Source organism: Streptomyces sp. NPDC021224 (genome assembly GCF_044332905.1).
Classification (GTDB): Bacteria; Actinomycetota; Actinomycetes; order Streptomycetales; family Streptomycetaceae; genus Actinacidiphila.
Window position 1 is genome coordinate 288,835 of record NZ_JBIRPW010000002.1, and the last position, 20,081, is coordinate 308,915.

A 20,081-nucleotide genomic window follows, 5' to 3' on the forward strand; every position below is an offset into this window, starting at 1 on the left:
CCTAGTGTCGGAAGCGTTTCGGCATTGCCGGTGGAAGGGGCAATGATCCCGTCGATCGTCTGTGCTGGGTGACGCTGTGTGTGCAGGTCACGACCCTGTCCCTGTGGCTCGCGCACGGTTGTTGCCTGGCGGTGAGGCAACAGAAAGTTGGTGCGTACGTTCGCATGAAAGCCGATGACACAGACGGGCTGTCAGCCCGGGAGGTGTATCGAGCCGAGCTGCTTCGGCTCAGGGAGAGCAACGGCTGGACGCTCGCGGAGTTGTCCGACAGGACCCAGTACGACACGTCGTACCTGCAGCGGCTGGAAAAGGGAGCCCGGCTCGGGACCTGGGAGGCCGCACACGTGCTGGACACGGCCTACGGCACTGGAGAGCTGCTGAGAGGCCTTTGGCGGTTGGCCAAACGGGAGGCCGAGAAGGACCCGTACAAGGGGTTCTCCGACCTGGAGGCAGACGCCACCAGCATCCAGGAGTTCAGCATCAGCACCGTACCCGGACTCTTGCAGTCTCCCGGGTACGCTGAGGAGATCCTGCGCATCGGCCCCGTTACCGCCGAGGCACTACCCGGGGAGGTCCAGGCGCGGATAGCGCGGCAAGACCTGCTCGTGGGCCCGAAAGCGTTGAACTACCGGGGACTCTTGGACGAGTCGGTGATCCGCCGTCCCAGTGCCGACCCAAAGGTGTGGACGGAGCAGCTTGAGCACCTGATCGAGGTGGCTCGGTGGCCGAACGTCTCGCTCCACGTCGTGCCGTTCAGTGCCGGTCTCCACACTCTCCTGGGAAGCTCGCTTCAGCTGCTCTGGCTGGCGAACGGGCAGAACGTCGCGTACATCGAGAGCAGCCGGTCCGGCCAACTGGTCGACGAGATTGAGGAGGTGGAGCGGCTTCGGCTGTCCTACGATCGGTTGCGGGACTCCGCGCTCTCCACGGCCGAGACCCTACGATTGTTGCGAGACGTACTGGAGGACCACACGTCATGCTCCACTCCGAAGTTGACCTGAGTGCTGCCACCTGGCGTAAGTCGTCGCACAGCGGCGGTTCCGACCCGCAGAGCTGCATCGAGGTCGCGGACGACTTCACCGGCGTCGTCCCCGTGCGGGACTCCAAGGATCCCCAGGGTCCCGCCCTGGTCTTCCCTGCGGGAGCCTGGACCGCGTTCGTCGCGGACGTGAAGGCGGGTCGTTTTCCGGTCTGACCGGCGGGCATAACTGGGCTGATCGGGCCGCCGGTTGAGGCGGCCCGGCAGAGGAGGAGTCCGCCATGCCCTACCCCACAACGGACTTGAGCCGTGCCGCCTGGCGGAAGTCGTCGCACAGCAACGGCACCAACCCCGACAGTTGCGTCGAGGTCGCGGACGGCTTCACCGGCGTGGTTCCGGTGCGGGACTCCAAGGATCCCCAGGGTCCTGCCCTGGTTTTCCCGGTGGGAGCCTGGGCCGCGTTCGTCGCGGATGTGAAGGCGGGGCGGTTTCCGGTCTGACCGGCGGCCACGGCGGGGCCGACCGGGCGGCCCGTGGCGTACTTCGAGAGCATCTGGAGGACCGCACGTCATGTCTGACTTCACACCAGATCTGACCGCCGCCACATGGCGGAAGTCGTCGTTCAGCGGAAACTCGAACCCCGACAGCTGCGTCGAGGTCGCGGACGGCTTCCCCGGCGTCGTCCCCGTGCGGGACTCCAAGGATCCCCAGGGTCCCGCCCTGGTCTTCCCTGCGGGAGCCTGGACCGCGTTCGTCGCGGATGTGAAGGCGGGGCGTTTTCCGGTCTGACCGGCGGGGCCGACCGGCTCAGTCGCGGGGTGTCCAGACGGGCGCGTCCGCGTCGTAGAAGAGGGCCCGCAGGAAGTCGTCGGCGCCGGACGCGGTGAGGCGCATCAGCGTGACCATGCCCGGCGGGTACTCACGCCACTGCGCCTTGTCCCACACCACCACCGGCCACTCCTCCGGGGCGGTGCCGGGGCGGCGCAGCCAGAAGAGCTGCTCGCCGCCGATGCCGCCGCCCCAGGGCAGCAGGCCGCCCGGCTCGGGGTGGAAGGGGTAGGGGAAGGCGTCGGGGTATTCGAGCCGCAGGCCGCGCAGCGCGTCGCACAGCGTCGTCGCGTCCGCGAGGTAGGCGCGCAGGGCGGCGGTGCCGTCCGAGCCGTCCCGCAGCGGGCCCGGTGTGCCCACCGCGAGCCGCCCGTACAGCTCGCCGGGGCCGAAGGCGTCGACGAAGGCCCGGTAGTCCGCGGGCAGCGCGACGTCCACCGCCGCCGAGGCCGGGCCCCAGGGCAGCGCCTCGCCGGCCAGCGGCCGTACCCCGGCCACCCGCGCGAAGTCCTCGATGTCGTCCCGCATCGCCCGCACCACCCTCCGGTGCCCGCCCCGCGCGGACACGATCGGCCATCGTAGCGACGCCGCATGTGCGGGTACCGCGCCCGACACGGTCGCGGCAAGGACGGGCGCCGACAAGGACACCACCCCGCTTCCGTGCCGCGGGCGCACCGGCCGGGCGAACGGACCCGGATACGATCTCGGAAAACGGACAAACGGACACACGGACACCGGGGGCACCGGCCCCCACCCGCCCGCGATCTCCGGAGGACACCGCCATGGGCCCGCAGCAGATCACGCCGAAGCAGCGCGGTTATCTGATCGTCAACTCGCATCCCGCCGGGTGCGCCGCGAGCGTGCGGCAGGTGTGGGAGTCGATCCCGCCCGCACCGCACGAGGGGCGGGCGCCCGTCGTGCTGGTGCTCGGGTCGAGCGCCGGGTACGGGATGGCCGTGCTGCTCGCGGGCCTGCGGCGGCACGGGGTGCGCGGCATCGGCGTCGCGTTCGAGAACGGCGGCACCGAGCGGCGTACCGCGACCGCCGGGTGGTACCGCACCGCCGAGATGGCGGAGCTGGCCAGCGCGTCCGGCGGCGACCTGACGTTCCTCAACGCCGACGCGTACGCCGACGGCACCCGCGCGGAGGTCCTCAAGCTGCTCACCGAGCGGTACGGGCCCGTCGACCACCTGGTCTACTCGCTCGCCTCACCGCGCCGCACCGACCCGGCGACCGGCGAGGTCCACCACTCGGTCATCAAGCCGATCGGCGCCGACTACACCTCGCCCTCGCTGCTCTTCGAGGACGGCGTCCCGCAGGTCGGCAGCGTCCACCTGACGGCGGCGACGGACGCCGAACGGGCCGCGACCGTCAAGGTGATGGGCGGCGAGGACTGGGAACTGTGGGTGCGGGCGCTCGCCGACGAGAACCTGCTCGGCGAGGGCTTCACCACCGTCGCCCTGTCCTACGTCGGCTCCGAGATCACCGCGCCCGTCTACCGGCAGGGCACGATCGGCGCCGCGAAGGAGGATCTGGAGCGGACCGCGCGGCGGCTCCAGGCGGAGGTCCTCGCCGGGCGCGGGCGGGCCTTCACCGTAGTCGCGGGCGCCGCCGTCACCCAGGCCTCGACCGCGATCCCCTCGATCGCCCTCTACACCTCGCTGCTGCGCGACACCCTCGGCGCCGACGGCTGGCGCACCACCGCCGACCAGGCCGTCGACCTGTGGGCCCAGCTCACGGACGAGGCCGCGCTCACCCTCGACGACCAGGACCGCATCCGCCTCGACGGCTGGGAGCTGGACCCCGCGGTGCAGGCTCGCGTCCGCGAGCTGTGGTCCGACCCGGGGGCCGCGCTCGCCGCGGAGCCGGCGGGGCCGGAGTGGTTCTACGCCCAGTTCCGCGCCCTGTACGGCTGGGACGTCCCCGGCATCGACTACGCCGCCCCCGTGGAGACCTCCGTGCCCTGGCCGCCGCGCCAGCCGTAGCGCTTCTACAACGCCGTGAACAGGGCCTCCAGCGGGGCCGGGACACCGTCCTCGGGCAGCGCCTCGACGAGCGCGCGGCCGTAACGGATCTTGCGGCCCTTCTTCGTGCCGAGGAAACGGCGCAACTGCGCCTCGGGCGGACGGGCGCGCTGCGCGGGCTGGCCGCGGAAGGTCTGAAGGGCGCGGAAGTCGCCTTCGGCGCGGACGACTTCCGCGACCCGGTCCGGGCCGAGCGCGCGGATCAGCTCGTCCTCCAGATCGGCGGTGCACACGAAGAAGCCCGGTGCGGGGATGCCCGCGCGCTGCCAGCCACGGGCGTAGTAGCCGGACTCGCGCGCGTCGCACAGCCCCGCCAGGCGCAGGCCCAGACCGGGCGGGCCGAGCCGCAGGGTGAAGCGGGCGATGCTCATGGCGCCGCCGATCGGCAGCACGCACACTCCCTCGGCGGCCAGGTCCCGCCCGCGGCGCTCCGCGAGGGCGTCGACGGCCGCCACGTCGCTGGGTCCTTCGAGCAGGACCGCCGCGCGCACGGGCAGCTCCGCCGCCAACTCCTCCGCGGGGGTGCTGGGGCCGCCCGCGGCCCACGCGGTGGCGGCCGCGCGGAAGCCGTTCATGTCCGCCATGCGATGATTCTGCGCTGCGCCGGCCCTTGACGGTACGGGTATTTCGTTGGTGAGCCACCGACAGCGCATTCCTGCGGGGGCACCCCGCACCGTCCCCCTCCCCGGTCTCGTCGGCGGCTGCCTGCCGGGGGGTTCAGGGGTGCTAGCGGCAGCTCAGGGCGAGGGGGTGTCGGCGGTGTGGTTGTTGTGGGCGATCTGCGGCATGTGGGTTTCGGCCCAGACGCGCAGTGCGGAGAGGGGGACTTCGAGGGAGAGACCGAGGTCGGTGAGGCGGTAGTGGACAGCCGGGGGGACGGTGGGTTCGACTCGGCGGGCGACCAGGCCGTCGCGGACGAGGCTCTGGAGGGTGACGGACAGCATCTTCTGGGAGATGCCGGGGATGCGGCGGCGCAGTTCGGCGAAGCGCAGCTCGTCCGGGGTCTGCTCGGCCAGCACTTTGACGGTCATCGAGGTCCACTTGGTGCCGATGCGGTCGAGCAACTGGCGGGTGGGACAGGCCGGGTTGAGCAGGTCGCCCCGTTCGCCGGGGGTGGGTGTGGTCACTCGGGGCTCACCACCTGAGGGGAAAGTGCCGTCTTGGAGGAAGGGGGGGCGGTTCCTTAGCGTGACGTGGTCACCATTCCTCACCATAGCTGGAGCCTCCTCATGCCCGAGTTGCGGCGCGTGCGCGTCAACGGTGTCGAACTGAACGTCGCCCTGGCCGGGGCGGGCCCGGCCGTCCTGCTGCTGCACGGGTTCCCGCACACGTGGGAGGTGTGGACGGACGTCATGGCGGACCTGTCCGGCCACTGCCACGTCATCGCGCCGGACCTGCGCGGGTTCGGCGCGAGCGGCGCGGCCGCCGCCGGGTACGACGCGGGGACGCTGGCCGAGGACGCCGCGGGGCTTCTCACCGCGCTCGGTGTGTCCTCGGCCGCGGTGGTGGGCATCGACGCGGGTGTCGGGCCGGCGTTCCTCCTGGCGCTGCGCAGGCCCGGGCGGGTGCGGCGGCTGGTCGTCATGGAGTCCGTGCTGGGTGGGCTGCCCGGCGCGGAGGAGTTCCTCGCGGGCGGGCCGCCGTGGTGGTTCGGCTTCCACGCCGCCGAGCCCGGCCTCGCCGAGACCGTGCTGGAGGGCCACGAGGCGGACTACGTCGACTGGTTCCTGACCGCGGGCACGCTCGGCGACGGGGTGCGACCCGCGCTCCGGGACGCCTTCGTCCGCGCGTACACCGGCCGCGAGGCGCTGCGCCGCGCGTTCTCGTACTACCGGGCGCTGCCCGAGAGCGCGGAACAGATCGCGCGGGCGGTCGCCGCCGCCCGCCTGACCGTGCCGACGATGGCGGTGGGCGCCCGGCCCGTCGGGGCGGTGCTGGAACGCCAACTCCGCCCGATCGCCGACGAGCTGACCGGCCACGTCATCGAGGACTGCGGCCACATCGTCCCGCTGCACCGGCCGGACGCCCTGCTCGCGCTGCTGCGTCCGTTCCTTGTCGGTGGGCGGGTGTAACGGAACAGGGGGGCCGGCGCGTCGCGGGTCACGCCCGGCGCGCGCGTACGCCGTAGAGGGCCGCGCCCACCGCCGTGACGACGAGACCCGCGACGACGGACGGCACCGGCATGCTGAACGCGAGGGCGGCGCAGCCCGCGAGCCCCACGACGGGCACGGCGAGCGGCGGCCGGCGCTCGTCCGGGGACAGCCGCAGCGCGCTCGCGTTGGCCACGGCGTAGTACAGCAGCACACCGAAGGACGAGAAGCCGATGACGCCCCGCAGGTCCGTCGTCGCGGCGAGGAGCGTGGCGAGGGCGCCCACGGCGATCTCCGCGCGCAGCGGCGCGCTCGTACGGCTCAAGCGCGCGAGCGCGGGCGGGAGATGGCGGTCGCGGGCCATGGCCAGCGTCGTCCGGGACACCCCCAGCAGCAGTGCGAGCAGCGAGCCGAGCGCGGCGACGGCCGCACCCGCGCGGACGACCGGTACGAGGCCGGGCGCGCCCGCCGCCCGTACCGCGTCGGCGAGCGGCGCCGCGGACCGCCCGAGCGCCTGCGGCCCCAGAACGGCGAGCAGCGTCACCGCGACAGCCGCGTACACGACGAGCGTGACCCCCAGCGCGAGCGGGATCGCCCGCGGGATCGTACGCGCCGGGTCGCGGACCTCCTCGCCGAGCGTCGCGATGCGGGCGTAGCCCGCGAAGGCGAAGAACAGCAGCCCCGCCGCCTGGAGCAGCCCGTGCGGTGTGGCCGTGGCGCCCCCCGCGTCCCAGGCGAGCCGCCCCGCGTCGGTGTGCCCGCCGCTCAGCCCCGCGACGACACACGCGGCGAGCACGCCGAGCGTGACCGCCACGATCAGCCGGGTCAGCCAGGCCGCCTTGCGGACGCCCAGGCAGTTGACGGCCGTGAGCGCCACGACCGCCCCCACGGCGGTGGCCCGCGCCTGCCCCGGCCACACGTAATGCCCGAACGTCAGCGCCATCGCCGCGCACGAGGCCGTCTTCCCGGCCACGAAGCTCCACCCCGCGAGGTAGCCCCAGAACGGGCCCAGCCGCTCCCGCCCGTACACGTACGTCCCACCCGACTCCGGATGCCGCGCCGCGAGCCGCGCGGACGAGGTGGCGTTGCAGTACGCCACGACCGCGGCGACCGCGAGCGCCCCCGACAGTCCGCTCCCCGCCGCGGCGGCAGCGGGCCCGAACGCGCTGAAGACACCGGCGCCGAGCATGGCCCCGAGCCCCACCACGACCGCGTCCCCCACCCCCAGCCGCCGCCCCAGCCCCCCTTCCCCGCCGTTTCCGCTGCTCCCGGCGTTCCCGCCGGTACGACCTGCTCTTTCGCGTCTCACCCGCGGATGTTCCCACCCGGGGGTGAACGCGAGATGGCGCCTTGCGGCGCGGTGGGGTTCGCCCCGGGGGGCGTGCTGCGGTGGACCCGCGACCCCCCACCGAGGGAAGGTCGTGCGGCGAACCGCAACCACCCACCCCGGAGCGGAGAACCGCAGAGCCCACCGTGGGAGACGGTAAATCGGAAAAGCAGAAAAGCGGCGCGCCGGTAAAACGGAGGAATTTCGGGACCGCCTTGACTTTTTCCGATACGCCTTCCTAGGCTGAAGGCGTATGAGCCGTTGTGCCGACCCGGCACACAGCGATACGGGGGAAAGAACGTGAGTGCGGCACCGTATGCCGATTTCAGCACCCGCCCGATGCCTCGTCGTGCCCTCGTGCTGAGCAGAAGAATCCGCAGCGCCCTGCGCCGCCCGCCAAGGGCAACCGCAGGCGCGGGGGTCACCGGCCCACACCCACCGCGCACGCCGGGCGCGTAACCCGGCCCCTCGCGGCGCGCCCAAGCGCAAGGCGCCAAGCGCAAGGCGCAAGGCGCAAGGCGCAAGGCGCAAGGCCCATTTAACGGGCCCGCAACAATATCCCACCCGCGCGTTTCCGCGCAAAAACTCTTCCATTGGCCACGCATTTCCCTGCGTGCGCGCCCGCGCGCAAAAGCGCAACCGCTCCACCACGAATGCACCGAGTACGGGGGACGTCAGAACCATGCCGAAAACATCCATCGCCGCCCTCTTCCCGGGCCAGGGCGCACTGTACGGGCGCGCTCTCGCCGATCTCCGGGAGGCGTTCCCGGCGGTCGTGAATCCGGTCCTCACCGACATCGGGGACGCCGCCCGCCCCCTGCTCGGCGGCTCCGCCGCGGACGCGTTGTTCGCGCCGCGTACGCCCGAGCCCGCGCAGTGGCTGGCGGAGGCGCCGGACACGTTGCAGCTCGCGATCTACTCGGCGTCCGTCGCGACGTACGCCGTCCTGCACGCGCGCGGTCTGCGGCCGGACGTGCTCGTGGGGCACAGCCTCGGGGAGATCGCCGCGCTGGTGGCGGCGGGGGCGTTCAGCGTGGCGGAGGGGGCGCAGATCGTCTGTCACCGGGGGCTCGCGCTGCGCGAGGAGGGGCCGGGGGAGGCGGCGTACATGGCGGCGCTGAGCACCGGGCCGGAGCGGGCGCAGCAGCTCGTGGACGTGGTGGGCGACCCGCTGACGGGGGTGGCCGTCGAGAACCACGCGGCGCAGACCGTGCTGTCGGGGCGGGCGGCGACGCTCGACACGGTGGCGCGGCTCGCGGCGGTGCTGCGGATCGACTTCGCGCGGCTGAAGTCGCCGTACGCCTTCCACAGCCCGCTGCTGGGGGCGGCGGCGGAGGCGTTCGCGGCGCGTATCCGGGGCGTGGGGCAGCGACCGCTTCAGATCGCGGTCCACTCGCCGATCCTCGGGCGGGCGTACGAGGACTCCGACGACCTGACGGAGGTGCTCGCGGGGCACTTCACCCGGCGGGTGCGGTTCGCGGACGCGGTGCGGGAGGTGAGCGGCGGCGGGGTGGGCGTCTTCGTGGAGAGCGGGGCGCTGGACGCGCTGTCGAAGATCGTCGGGCGGGTCGCCGGGCCGCCCGCGGCGACGGTGCCGATGCTGCTGCCGGAGGCGGGCGGCGGGGCGACGCTGCACAGCGCCCTCGACCGCCTCGCGGACCTGGGCGCGCTGCCGCCCACGCGTGGGGCGGGGTCCGCGGATCCGCTGCACGCCGCGCTGCTCGCGGACGTCCCGGCGGCGGATTTCGCCGCGTTCTGGCACGGCCGCGCGGGCGAGGTCCGCGACTTCGTCCGCCGCACGTACGACGACCACACCGCGACTGCCGCGCCCGCGCAGGCCCCCGACCGGGGCGAGCTGGTGCGGGAGTTGGCGGGGGTGTACGCGGCGGCGCTGGAGTATCCGGCGGAGGTGTTCGAGGAGGGGACGGATCTGGAGGCGGAGTTGGGGGTGGATTCGGTGAAGCAGACGGAGCTGCTGGTGCGCGTGGGAGAGCGGTACGGGCTGCCGCCGCGCCCGTCGGATGTGCGTCCGGCCGCGTTCAACACGCTCGGGAAGATCGCCGATCTGATCCTCGCCTCGGGCGGTACGCCGGCCCCGGCGCCTGCCGAGGCCCCCGACCGTGGGGAGCTGGTGCGGGAGTTGGCGGGGGTGTACGCGGCGGCGCTGGAGTATCCGGCGGAGGTGTTCGAGGAGGGGACGGATCTGGAGGCGGAGCTGGGGGTGGATTCGGTGAAGCAGACGGAGTTGCTGGTGCGGGTCGGCGACCGGTACGGGCTGCCGCCCCGGCCGTCCGATGTGCGTCCGGCCGCGTACAACACGCTCGGCAAGATCGCCGACCTGATCCTCGCCTCGGCGGCGTGAACGGAGCGCTGGACGTGTCCACCGGATCCCCCGAGCTGCACGGCAAGGTCGCCCTCGTCACGGGCGGCGCCCGCAACGTCGGCAAGGTCATCGCCAAACGCCTTGCCGCGGGCGGCGCGACGGTCGTCGTCAACCACTTCCACTCGCCCGGCCCCGCGCGCGACACGCTCGCGGAGATCGAGGCGGCGGGCGGGCGCGCGCATGTGATCCGCGCGTCCGTCGCCGTACCCGGGCAGGTCGACCACATGTTCACGGAGATCGAGGAGCGTTTCGGCGGCCTCGACATCCTGGTCAACAACGCGGCCAACGGGGCGCTCGTGCCCAGCGCGGAGGTCACCGACCGGCTGCTGGACCGCGCCCTGGACACCAACCTCAAGGGCGGTCTGGCGTGCGCCCGGCGCGCCGCCCCGCTCATGGCGCGGCGCGGCGGCGGCAGCATCGTCAACATCTCCACGCTCGGCGGCGGCCAGTTCGTCATGGCCAACTACCTGGCGTGCGGCCCCGCGAAGGCGGCGGTCGAGGCCATGACCCGCTATCTGGCGGTGGATTACGCGCGGGACGGCATCCGCGTCAACACGGCGGCGGCCGGCATGCTCTACTCCGAGGTCGCCGACCTCTTCCCGGACGCCGCCGCCATGCAGGCCGCGACGATCGCCGCGACCCCGCTCGGCCGCCTCGGCCACCCGGAGGAGCTGGCCGAGGTCGTCGCCTTCCTGGCGTCCCCCCGCTCCAGCTGGATCACCGGCCAACTCCTGCTCGCGGACGGGGGCCTGTCCACCGGCCAGGCCCTGCTGTCCCCACCCGCGGCCGTGCGGCCCGAACCGCTGCCGGAGGCGGTCCCGACCGCGCCCGCCGTCCCCCCGGCGCCGCGCACCCCGGCCGCGGCGACGGCCATACCAGCCGTGACCACCCCGCCCCCGGCGCCCGCACCCCTGCCCGCGGCCGCCGCGCCCGCCCCCGCGAGGCGACCCGCGCCCGCCCCCGCGAGGCGACCCGCGCCCGCCGCCGTCTCCCCGCGCCCCGCCGACGGCCAGCTCGGTGACGAGATCGCCGTCGTCGGCATGGGCATCGTCGTACCCGGGGCCAACGACCCCGACGAGTACTGGCGCGAACTCATGGACGGCGCCGACCGGTTCGTCGAGATCCCCGCCGACCGGTGGGACAACGACAGGTTCTACTCCGCCGACAAGCGGGCCGAGGACAAGACCTACTCCAAGCACTCCGCCTTCATCACCGACTTCGTCCCGCACCCGCGGCTCGCCGCCGAACTGGCCGAAGGGGCGGGGCCGGACGGCGGTGACGTCGAGTCGACGACCCTGTGGCTGCGGCACTCCCTCCTCCAGGCGATGGAGGGCGTCGCGCACGGGCCCGGCGACCGCTGCTCCTTCCTCGTCGGCTACACCGCGGACGGCTCGCAGCATCTGGAGGAGGCGACCGTACGGGCCGGGGTACTGGCCCGGATGGGGCCGATCCTCGCCGAGTTGGGGCTCGGCGGCACGGAGAAGACCGCCGCGCTCGACGGGATCGGGCGGCGGCTCGCGGCCCACTACGGGCGCAGCGGCCCCGATCCGCTGCGCTTCTTCCCGCATCAGGTGGGGCTGGGCGCGATGCGCGGGGTGCTCCCGGAGAGCGCCGAGCTGCTGCTCGTGGACACCGCGTGCTCCTCCTCCCTCTACGCCGTGGACCTCGGCCTCAAGGGGCTGCTGGAGGGGCGGCACGACATCGCCGTGTGCAGCGGCTCGTTCGCGGTCGGGCCGCGCGGCTCGATCCTCTTCGCCAAGCTCAACGGGCTGTCGGTGGGCGGTGAGGTGCGCTCGCTGGACAAGGCGAGCGACGGTGTCCTGTTCTCGGACGGGGCCGCCACCGTCGTGCTGAAGCGGCTGAGCCGGGCCCGCCGGGACGGCGACCGCGTGCTCGCCACGATCCGCGGCTTCGGCTCGTCCTCGGACGGCAAGGGCAAGGCGATCTACGCGCCGAGCGCCGCGGGGCAGAAGCTCGCGATCCGGCGGGCGCTCGCGGCGCCCGGGATGGACAGTGTCCGCCCGGAGTGGGTCGTGGCGCACGCGACCGGCACCCCGGCGGGCGATCTCGCCGAGTTCACCACCCTGCGCGAGACGGTGAGCGAGGTGCTGGCAGGGGACGCGGACGCGGCGTGCGACCGCGGGCCCGTCGTCGTCACGTCCAACAAGTCCGTGATCGGGCACACGGGTTGGGCCGCGGGCGTGGCCTCGCTCATCGAGGTCGTGCTCGGCTTCACGCACGACGTGATCCCGCCGCAGCACCGCTTCACCGAGACGCCCAAGGACTTCGCGATCGACGGCTCCCATCTGACGGTGCCGACCGAGGCCGTGCCGTGGCCGCGCGGTGAGCGCCGCCGTACGGCCGCGGTGTCCGGCTTCGGCTTCGGCGGGACGAACGCGCATCTCGTCGTCCAGGAGCCGCCGTCCGCGGACTCGGACGCCCCTTCCCCGGTGGAGGAACCCCTGTCCGGCGGGGAGGCCGCCCCGCAGCGGCAGCGCATCGCGATCGTCGCCCGTACGGCCCACGTCCCGCCGACGGAGGAGGCCGAGGGCGCCGAAGCCCCCGACGCTCCCGGCGGCGACCTCCCCGGCTGGCTGACCGGCGGCGGCGCCACCGGCCCCGGCGGGCTGTCGTTCGGGGACAGCTACCCGCTGCCGTCCTTCCAGCAGGTCCGCATGCCCCCGGGCATGATGCGCGGGATCGACCGCTGCCAGCTGATGATCCTCAGCTGCGCCCACCGCCTCCGCGACACCCTCGGCGGCTTCTGGGAGGACCACCGCGAGACGACCGGTGTCGTCCTCGGCCACCTCGGTGCGACGCGCAACGCCACGCTCTACGCGACGCGTTGCTACCTCGACGACCTCACGCTCGCGCTGCGCACCGACCCCGCGCTCGCCGCCGCGCCCTGGCTGCCGGACGCGCTGGACCGGCTCAAGGCGGAGGTGCGGCGGCTCGTGCCGCCGTCCAGCGAGGACTCCTTCCCCGGCATGATGCCGAACGTCATCCCGGCCCGGGTCGCGAACTACTTCGACCTCAAGGGCCTCAACATGACCGTCGACACGGGCTTCACGTCGACACTGAGCGCGATCGACGTCGCGATCCGCTACCTGCGGCAGGGCGAGCTGACGATGGCGCTCGTCGGCGGCATCAACGGCAACAGCACCGCCGAGGTGCGGCAGTTGCTCGACGACGCCCTCGACGCCGACACCGTGCTGGCCGAGGGCGCCTTCCTGCTCGCCCTCGTGACGGAGGAGACCGCGGCCGCGCACGGCCTGGAGGTGCTGGGCTACCTCGACACCCCCGACGTCCCGGACGCCCCGGAGGGTGCCGCCCCCGACGCCGTCGCGTGCGGGGCCCGCCGCACGGACCGGCCCGCGTGCTTCCTGGGCGCGGAGGGTGCCATCGGCGTCCTCCAGGTCCTGGCGCGCGAGCCCGCGGCGCGCAACGCCCTGGTCGTTTGCCACGGCGAGCAGGGCGCCCCCGACCTGGCCGTACGGATCAGCGCCCCGACGCCGCCGCCCGCCGCGCAGGCCCCCGCCGTACCCCCGCGCTTCCTCGACCCGCAGCGGTACGAAGGCCCGGACGGCGCGGCGCACCCGGCGGCGGTGGCCCGCCACGTACCGGCGCTGACGGAGTCGCCCGGCCGGGCGGTGCGCGACGAGGTGCCGTTCTGGCCCGCCGAGCCCACCGTCGTCCTGACCGACCGGCCCGGCACGGCAGCCGCGGCGGGCGCCCCGCCCGGCACGCTCGTGCTGTGCACCGCTCCGGCGGACGGCACACCCGGCGTCCACCACGTCGGCGGCGCCGAAGCGGTCGGCCCGCTGCTGGAGGCGGCCGACCCCGACCGCCGCATCCGCCACATCCGCCTGCTCACCGACCTCTCCGCCACCGACCCCGCCGACCCCGCCGACCCGGCCGATCCGGCCGGGGAGAGCCCGGACACCCTGCACGAGGTGCTCTTCCAGGTCGTGCAGCTGCGCCACGACGCCCTCGCGGCACCGGCCGACTCCGGCGCGGGGCAAGCGAGTTGTGTCGGGCTGCTGCTCGGCGCGCTCACCGGCCGCACCCCGCACCCGTACACCGGGCTCTTCACCGGCCTGTTCAAGGTCGTCCACCTCGAATACCCGGACACCGTCACCTTCGCCCTCGTCACCGGCACCCGCGACCCGGCGGCCGCAGCCGCCCGCGCACAGCGGGAGTCGGCGTACGGGCGCGGGCTGCCCGTCGCGTACGACGACGGCGGCGTGCGGCTGGCCGTCACGCTCACGGAGGAGCCGGGGGAGCCGGGGGAGCGGGCCGCGCTCGGGCCCGGCAGCGTCGTCGTCGCCGTCGGCGGCGGGCGCGGCATCACCGCCGAGCTGCTGACCGAGCTGGCCCGGCACTTCCGGCCGACCCTCTACGTCCTCGGCTCCAACCCGGTCGATGCGCACCCGGCGGAGTATCTGGCCCTGGGCGACGCCGAGTTCGCCCGCGGCCGGGCCGACTACATCCGGCGCGGCCTCGGTTCCGGCCGCACCCCGGCGCAGCTCAACCGGGCCTACGAGCGCATCGGCCAGGCCCGCGTCATCCGCGGCAACCTCGCGCGGATGGCCGAGCACAGCGGCGCCGCCCACGTCCGCTACCTCACGTGCGACGTGACCGACCCGGCGCAGGTGACCGCGGCCCTGGACCGCGTCGCGGCCGAGACCGGCGGCGCCCGCATCGACCTGCTCGTCAACGCCGCGGGCCTCAACCGCTCGGCCCCGATCGCGACCAAGAGCCTCACCGAATTCCGCCAGGTCCGCGACCTCAAGCTGCGCGGCTACCGCAACCTCAAGGCCGCGCTGCGCGACCGGCCCCCGGCCGCGTGGTGCAACTTCGGCTCCCTGCTCGGCATGACGGGTCAGATCGGCGAGGCCGACTACGCCTCCGGCAACGACCTGCTCGGCACCGCCGCCACGCACGCCCACCAGGCGCTCGGAGCACGGGAGTTCACGATCGGCTGGACGCTGTGGGGCGATGTCGGCCTGGGCGCCGCCGAGTTGACCAAGGCCTACTTCGAGAAGAGCGGCCTGTACTCGGCGATGAGCACCCCGGAGGGCGTGCACCACTTCGTCCGCGAGCTGCACCTCACCGCGCCCGCGCCCTACGCGATCCACCTCGGGGCCGCCGAACGCCAGGCGGTGGAACGCCTGTTGCCCGGCTTCCTCACACAGCGGGCCACCCCCGACGTGCCCCCGGCCCGGGTGACCCTGCCCGCCCCGCGGGCCGCCGCCGACCGCGTCCCGCAGCTCGCCACCGCACCCCGCACCCCGCGCCCGGCCCAGGGCCCGCCCCCGGAGCCCGCGCCCGCACCCGTGGCCACGCCCGCGTCCACCCCCGACTTCTACCTCGGCCGCGAGATCGCCAGGGAGGGCACCGACGCCGTCACCTTCGAGCGCGTCTTCGACCTCACCACCGACGCCTACCTGCGCGGGCACCTGGTCGCGGGCGTCCCCACCCTCCCCGGCACCTTCGTGACCGAGATCGCGTACGAGGCGGCCTCCCGTCTCGTCCCCGGCCTGCGCGTCTACGCCTTCGAGGACGTCCGCTTCCACCACTTCCTCAAGGTCCGCGAGTCCGGTGCGGGCGCCGCGGAGACCAAGCGTATCCGTGCCGACGTCGTCGAACGCCGCCCCGACATCGGCCAGGCGGTGGTGCGCGTCCGCATCACCGGCGACGTCGTCGCCCCGGGCGGCACGGTGCTGGTCCGGGACCGGCTGCACTTCGAGCTGCGCGTCCTCATGGCGGCCCGGCTGCCCGCCGCGCCCCGCTGGGCGCCCTGGCACGAGGCCGCCGAGACGCCCGTACCCGACCCGTACCACAGCCCCGGCTCCCCGGTGCTGCTCACCGACCTGTTCGTCTCGACGTCCCGTACCCGCCTGCACCCCGGTGGCAAGCGCTCCACCTACAGCCTGCAACTCCCGCCCGACCACCCGGTCTTCAGCCGCTTCGGGATGCCCGTGGTGCTGCTCGACGGGCTCGCCCGCACGGGGGTGCTGGCCCTCGTCGAGGGTGATCTCATCCCGCTCGCCGCCCCGCTCGGCATCGGCCGGATCGACGTCTACGAGCACGGCGGGGATCCCGCGGTCGCCGCCCGGCACGGCCGGATCGACCTCTACGCGGTGCTGCCCGAGGCGGCGGCGGACGGGCACGCGCCCGGTGCGGGCAACCGCTTCGTTGCCGTACGTCCGGACGGCCGGATCCTGCTCCAGATGAAGGACCTGGAGTGGACGGTCATGGGCTATCTCAGCCGCGCCACCGGCCGTTTCCTGACCCCGGCGGAGGCCGCGGCCCAGGCACCCCCGCCCCCGCCACCTCCCGGCCCGTCCGACGAGCCCGGCCACCCCGGCAAGGAGGTGGCAGCGATGGGAAAAGCTGACACCGGCGCGGCCCCCGAGCCGACGCCGGTCCCCCCGACGTCCCCGCAGGCCACCCCCGACACCGCCCCCGACAGCGCCCCTGAACCCGTCCCCGCCCAGCGCACGCCCGTGGAAGCGCCGGAAGCCCCCGCCGCCCCCGAGCCGGAAGCCCCCGCCGCCCCCGCCCCGAAAGCCCCGGCCACCACCCCCCGGTCACGCCCCCGCCGCCCCGCCTCCGGGGCCCCGCGCCCCGCGGGCCGGCGCGCCCCCGGCCCGACCGGGCCCCGCGCCCTGCGCCGCAGCATCCGCGGCTTCCAGCGCAACGCCCCCGCCCTCTTCCGCGAACTCGCCCGCCACTACGGCGACATGGTGCGCGTCCCGCTCGGATTCTTCACCGTCCACCTCAACCTCCACCCCGACAACATCCGCTACGTCCTCCAGGACAACAACGCCAACTACGTCCGCGGCAAGGGCTACGACTACTTCAAAATCTTCATGGGGACGGGCCTGCTCACCCTCGACGGCGACGAGTGGAAGCAGCACCGCCGCGTCGTCAACCCGCTCTTCCACAAGACGGCGATCGACGGCATGGCCACCACCATGACCGACTCGACCACCACCGTCCTGGACCGCTGGGAGGCCAGGGCCGCCACCGGCGAGGCCGTCGACGTCGTGCCCGAGATGATGGACCTGACGCTCGGCGCGCTCGGCAAGGCGATGTTCGACACCGACCTGCACCCCGAGAGCGAGCGCGTCGGCCCCGCGATGGTCACCGTCATCGAGGCGATGGTCTTCCGCGGCACCCTCGGCCAGCTCACGCCCAACGCCGTCCCGATCCCGTACAACCTGCGCATCCGCAAGGCGCGTCGGGTGATGTACGAGATCGTCGACCGCATCGTGGCGGCCCACCGGGCGGGCGAACACGGGCAGTTGACCGACCTCGTCAGTCTGCTGCTCGGCGCCCGCGACGAGAGCGGCGGGGAGTGGACGCGCCAGCAGGTCAGGGACGAGATCATGACCGTCTTCATGGCGGGCCACGAGACCACCGGGACGGGCCTGGCCTGGGCGCTGTACGAACTCGCCCGCGACCCCGAGGCGCAGGAGCGGCTGCACGACGAGGCCGAACGCGTCCTGAACGGCCGTGTCCCCGGCATCGAGGATCTGCCGAAGCTCCCGTACACCCGCATGGTCACCGACGAGACGCTGCGGCTGCACCCTCCGATCTGGCTCTATCCGCGCGACGCGGCGGCCGAGGACGAGGTGGGCGGCTGGCGCATCCCCAAGGGCGGCAGCGTCTTCATGGTCCCCTACGTCACCCACCGCCACCCCGACTTCTGGGTGGATCCGGACCGGTTCGACCCCGAGCGCTTCTCCGACGCCAACCGCGCGGCCCAACCCCGTTACGCCTACTTCCCGTTCGGCGGCGGGCAGCGCAAGTGCATCGGCAACCAGATGGCCGTCGTCCAGACGCATCTGACCCTCGCGATGGTCGCCCAGCGCTTCCGCCTGCACCTCGTCCCCGACCACCCCCTCACCCTCGCGACCACCGTGTCCTTCCGCCCGATGGAGGGCATCCGCCTCGCGATGACCCCGAGGCCCCGATGACCCTGCTCACCCCCGCCGCCCCGCCGCCGCCCGCCGTCGCCTATCCGCCGGACGGCTCCGTGCGCCCGGTCGGCCGCTACGTGTGGGAGCCGGTCGAGACCGCGCCGCTGCCCGCCGCCCCGGATCCCGGTCTGCGCGGCCGGGTGATCGCGGTGGTCGGCGGGCGGGAGACGGAGGCGTACGCGATCGGCACCCGGCTGAGCGCGGCGGGCGCCCATGCCCACCGCCTCGCCCCGCCCCGCGTGGGCGAGGCCGTGGACGACGACGGTGTGCCGGCCTTCCTCGCCGCGGCGGGCGGCCGCCTCGACGGCATCGTGGACCTCGGCGTGCCCGCCCCCTCCGTGCCCTTCACCGCCGCCGATCCCGGCGCCTGGGAGGGGGCCTTCCGGCAGACCTTCCGGCTGCTCCAGGCCGTCCACGCCGACTGGTCGGCGGAAACGGACGCGACCCGGCTGTTCTACCTCCCGGTGACCCGGCTGGGCGGCCTCATGGGCTTCGGGCCCGCCGAGGGGCCACCGCCCGGCATCCCCCAGCCGCTGGGCGGCCTGTGGGCGGGGCTGGCCAAGGGCCTGCCCCGGGAGATCCCCGCCTGCAACATCCGCGTCCTCGACCTCGGACCCGAGCAGGCGGCGGAGACGGCGGAGTCGGTGTGCCGCGAGCTGTACCGCTGGGGCCCGTTCGAGATCGGCCACCACCGCGGGCGCCGCTACACCCTGCGGGCCCGTGCCGCACAGCCCGGACCGCCCCGCGCGTCCCTCTCGCCCGCCGACACGGTCGTCCTGTCCGGCGGCGGACGCGGCATCGGCTTCGCGCTCGCCCGCGCGCTCGCCGCGGACTTCGGCGTGCGCGTGATCGTCAGCGGCCGCAGCCCGCTCCCCGACGAGCGGCGCAGCCCCGAAGTCGCCCTGTCCGAAGCGGACTTCCGCACGTACCGGGACGACCGGCTGCGCGCCGCCGCGGCCGAACGCGGCATCCCCGCCGCCCGCGCCGCCCTCGCCCAGCTCGCCGACGCCCGCGAGCTGTGGCGCAACCTCGCCACGGCCCGCGCCGACGGCCTGCGCATCGAGTACGTCCCCTGCGACATCACCGACCACGAGCAGACGCGCGGGCTCCTCGCCCGCGCGGGCGACCATCTCGCGGGCGTCGTCCACAACGCGGGCGTGGACATCCCGACCCGGCTCCCGCACAAGACCCCGGAGACGCTCGCCGCGGTGACCGGCGTCAAGATCCGCGGCTTCCTCAACCTCCTGCAAGCCCTCCCGCCCGGCACGACCGCCTTCTTCTGCAACGTCGGCTCGCTGACCGGCCGTTGGGGCGGCATGGTCGGCCAGCTCGACTACGGCGCGGCCAACGAGGCACTCAGCCGCCTCGGCCTGTGGGCGGCCGCGGCGCACGGCCTCCCGGTCAGCACGGTCTGCTGGCCGACGTGGGAGCGCCTCGGCATGATCACCAACTACGAGGCGACGCTGCGCTACATGTCCGCCGTGGACGTGGACGAGGCCCTGCACCACTGGCGGCGCGACCTCCTCGCCCGGTCCACCGGCGAGGTCACCTTCATCGGCGACGTGGGCCCGGCCATGCTGCCGTCCGTCCTGCGCGGCTACCAGCAGGATTCCGGCCTGCCCGGCATCGAACGCCTCGCCGCCGCCCGCTCCCTGCTCGGCGAGCCCGTCCGCTACGCCCCCTTCGCGGCGCTCACCACCCACCACGTCCTGCGCCCGGCCGAGTTGCCCGTGTGCGACGACTTCCGCATCGGCGGCGACCCCGCCCTCCCGCTCTCCCTGACCCTGGAACTCCTGCACGCGGCAGGCCCCTGGGTGCAGCCCGAGGGCACCCAGGACCTCCCCCTGCGCGAGGTGCGCGCCCTCACGGTCGACCTGCCCGCGCTCCGCCTCCCGCACCCGGAGAGCCGCCTGACGCGTACGGCGACGGGCGCGTGGGCCGCCGACGGCACCTGGCGGGTGACGGTGGAGCTGACGGCGGAGGGCACCCATGTGGCGTCGGCGCAGCTCGTCTACGGGGACGCGCCCCGGCACCCCGAGGCCGCCCGCACGGACACCCCGCCGCTCACGCCCGGGGCGGGCGCCCCGAGCTGGACCGGCCATGTCGTCCGGCTCGCGCGGTGGCGGTACGCCCCCGACGGCACCCGGCACGCCCTCGCGGAGCCGCACCGCCCGGCGGACTGGCTGCTCAGCTCACCCGCCCCGGCGCCCACCCTCCCGCTCGGCGCGCTGGAGAACGTCTTCCGCGAGGCCTGGTCCGCCCAGCGGGCCCCCGAGGCGCGCAGGCTCACCGTCGCCTCCCTCACGGCGCGGCCCCCGGCTGCCGCGCCCCTCCGCCTGACCGGCACCCCGGACGCCACCCACTGGACCGCGACCCCGCCCGGCACCCCGGACGACCCCGACCCCGGCCCCGCTCTCCGCATCACAGCCCTGCGCTTTTCCTGAGACCCCCATCCCCCCACC

Annotated in this window: 13 protein-coding genes; 9 read left to right on the plus strand and 4 right to left on the minus strand. The window is 74.4% G+C overall.

Annotated features, from left to right (window positions below; translation table 11 throughout):
- Positions 1-164: 164 nt before the first annotated feature.
- The 4 genes from ACH4PY_RS06365 (at position 165) to ACH4PY_RS06380 (ending at position 1,768) form a co-directional block, all read left to right on the plus strand.
- Positions 165-1,001 (plus strand): helix-turn-helix domain-containing protein, encoded by an 837-nt coding sequence (locus ACH4PY_RS06365; protein WP_398176548.1) that lies wholly within the window; start codon positions 165-167, stop codon positions 999-1,001.
- Positions 977-1,195: a DUF397 domain-containing protein gene (locus tag ACH4PY_RS06370; protein ID WP_398176550.1), complete on the plus strand. Its 219-nt coding sequence runs from the start codon at positions 977-979 to the stop codon at positions 1,193-1,195. Before ACH4PY_RS06365 ends, ACH4PY_RS06370 begins: the two co-directional genes overlap by 25 nt.
- 65 nt (positions 1,196-1,260) lie before the next feature.
- A complete protein-coding gene (locus ACH4PY_RS06375; RefSeq protein ID WP_398176552.1) occupies positions 1,261-1,479 on the plus strand; it encodes a DUF397 domain-containing protein in 219 nt (72 codons plus the stop codon).
- A gap of 70 nt (positions 1,480-1,549) precedes the next feature.
- Positions 1,550-1,768, plus strand: a complete 219-nt coding sequence (locus tag ACH4PY_RS06380; protein ID WP_398176554.1) for a DUF397 domain-containing protein — start codon at positions 1,550-1,552, stop codon at positions 1,766-1,768.
- 18 nt (positions 1,769-1,786) lie between these two features.
- Here ACH4PY_RS06380 and ACH4PY_RS06385 read toward each other — a convergent pair whose 3' ends face one another.
- Entirely contained in the window at positions 1,787-2,374 is a 588-nt protein-coding gene (locus tag ACH4PY_RS06385; RefSeq protein WP_398176556.1) for a hypothetical protein, read from the minus strand.
- 215 nt (positions 2,375-2,589) lie between these two features.
- Between ACH4PY_RS06385 and ACH4PY_RS06390 the strand changes: the two genes are divergently transcribed.
- Positions 2,590-3,792 carry an enoyl-[acyl-carrier-protein] reductase FabV gene (locus ACH4PY_RS06390; protein WP_398176558.1) on the plus strand — a complete coding sequence of 401 codons (1,203 nt, stop codon included), beginning with the start codon at positions 2,590-2,592 and terminating at the stop codon, positions 3,790-3,792.
- Between the two features lie 5 nt (positions 3,793-3,797).
- Here the strand turns inward: ACH4PY_RS06390 and ACH4PY_RS06395 are convergent, their stop codons facing one another.
- The gene (locus ACH4PY_RS06395) at positions 3,798-4,415 is read right to left on the minus strand and encodes a TOPRIM nucleotidyl transferase/hydrolase domain-containing protein (RefSeq protein WP_398176560.1); all 618 of its coding nucleotides are present in this window, start codon (positions 4,413-4,415) and stop codon (positions 3,798-3,800) included.
- A gap of 153 nt (positions 4,416-4,568) precedes the next feature.
- Complete coding sequence (locus ACH4PY_RS06400) at positions 4,569-4,958, minus strand: winged helix-turn-helix transcriptional regulator (protein ID WP_398176562.1); 390 nt, start codon at positions 4,956-4,958, stop codon at positions 4,569-4,571.
- 102 nt (positions 4,959-5,060) lie between these two features.
- Here ACH4PY_RS06400 and ACH4PY_RS06405 point away from each other — a divergent pair, with 102 nt between their 5' ends.
- A complete protein-coding gene (locus tag ACH4PY_RS06405; protein WP_398176564.1) occupies positions 5,061-5,903 on the plus strand; it encodes an alpha/beta fold hydrolase in 843 nt (280 codons plus the stop codon).
- 28 nt (positions 5,904-5,931) lie between these two features.
- On the opposite strand, the gene ACH4PY_RS06410 is transcribed toward ACH4PY_RS06405, so the two are convergent.
- On the minus strand, positions 5,932-7,230 hold the full coding sequence (locus ACH4PY_RS06410) for an APC family permease (RefSeq protein ID WP_398176566.1): 1,299 nt from the start codon (positions 7,228-7,230) through the stop codon (positions 5,932-5,934).
- A gap of 700 nt (positions 7,231-7,930) precedes the next feature.
- Between ACH4PY_RS06410 and ACH4PY_RS06415 the strand changes: the two genes are divergently transcribed.
- The 3 genes from ACH4PY_RS06415 to ACH4PY_RS06425 are packed head-to-tail and all read left to right on the plus strand — an operon-like array spanning position 7,931 to position 20,063.
- Positions 7,931-9,610 (plus strand): acyltransferase domain-containing protein, encoded by a 1,680-nt coding sequence (locus tag ACH4PY_RS06415; protein ID WP_398176568.1) that lies wholly within the window; start codon positions 7,931-7,933, stop codon positions 9,608-9,610.
- 14 nt (positions 9,611-9,624) lie between these two features.
- Complete coding sequence (locus tag ACH4PY_RS06420; RefSeq protein ID WP_398176570.1) at positions 9,625-17,616, plus strand: cytochrome P450; 7,992 nt, start codon at positions 9,625-9,627, stop codon at positions 17,614-17,616.
- Positions 17,613-20,063 carry a KR domain-containing protein gene (locus ACH4PY_RS06425; protein WP_398176572.1) on the plus strand — a complete coding sequence of 817 codons (2,451 nt, stop codon included), beginning with the start codon at positions 17,613-17,615 and terminating at the stop codon, positions 20,061-20,063. Before ACH4PY_RS06420 ends, ACH4PY_RS06425 begins: the two co-directional genes overlap by 4 nt.
- Positions 20,064-20,081: the final 18 nt, after the last annotated feature.

Bases quoted from the DNA above. Each gene is read 5' to 3' on its own strand.
- ACH4PY_RS06365 (WP_398176548.1), top strand. From the start codon at position 165: ATGAAAGCCGATGACACAGACGGGCTGTCAGCCCGGGAGGTGTATCGA.
- ACH4PY_RS06370 (WP_398176550.1), top strand. From the start codon at position 977: ATGCTCCACTCCGAAGTTGACCTGAGTGCTGCCACCTGGCGTAAGTCG.
- ACH4PY_RS06375 (WP_398176552.1), top strand. From the start codon at position 1,261: ATGCCCTACCCCACAACGGACTTGAGCCGTGCCGCCTGGCGGAAGTCG.
- ACH4PY_RS06380 (WP_398176554.1), top strand. From the start codon at position 1,550: ATGTCTGACTTCACACCAGATCTGACCGCCGCCACATGGCGGAAGTCG.
- ACH4PY_RS06390 (WP_398176558.1), top strand. From the start codon at position 2,590: ATGGGCCCGCAGCAGATCACGCCGAAGCAGCGCGGTTATCTGATCGTC.
- ACH4PY_RS06395 (WP_398176560.1), bottom strand. From the start codon at position 4,415: ATGGCGGACATGAACGGCTTCCGCGCGGCCGCCACCGCGTGGGCCGCG.
- ACH4PY_RS06405 (WP_398176564.1), top strand. From the start codon at position 5,061: ATGCCCGAGTTGCGGCGCGTGCGCGTCAACGGTGTCGAACTGAACGTC.
- ACH4PY_RS06415 (WP_398176568.1), top strand. From the start codon at position 7,931: ATGCCGAAAACATCCATCGCCGCCCTCTTCCCGGGCCAGGGCGCACTG.
- ACH4PY_RS06425 (WP_398176572.1), top strand. From the start codon at position 17,613: ATGACCCTGCTCACCCCCGCCGCCCCGCCGCCGCCCGCCGTCGCCTAT.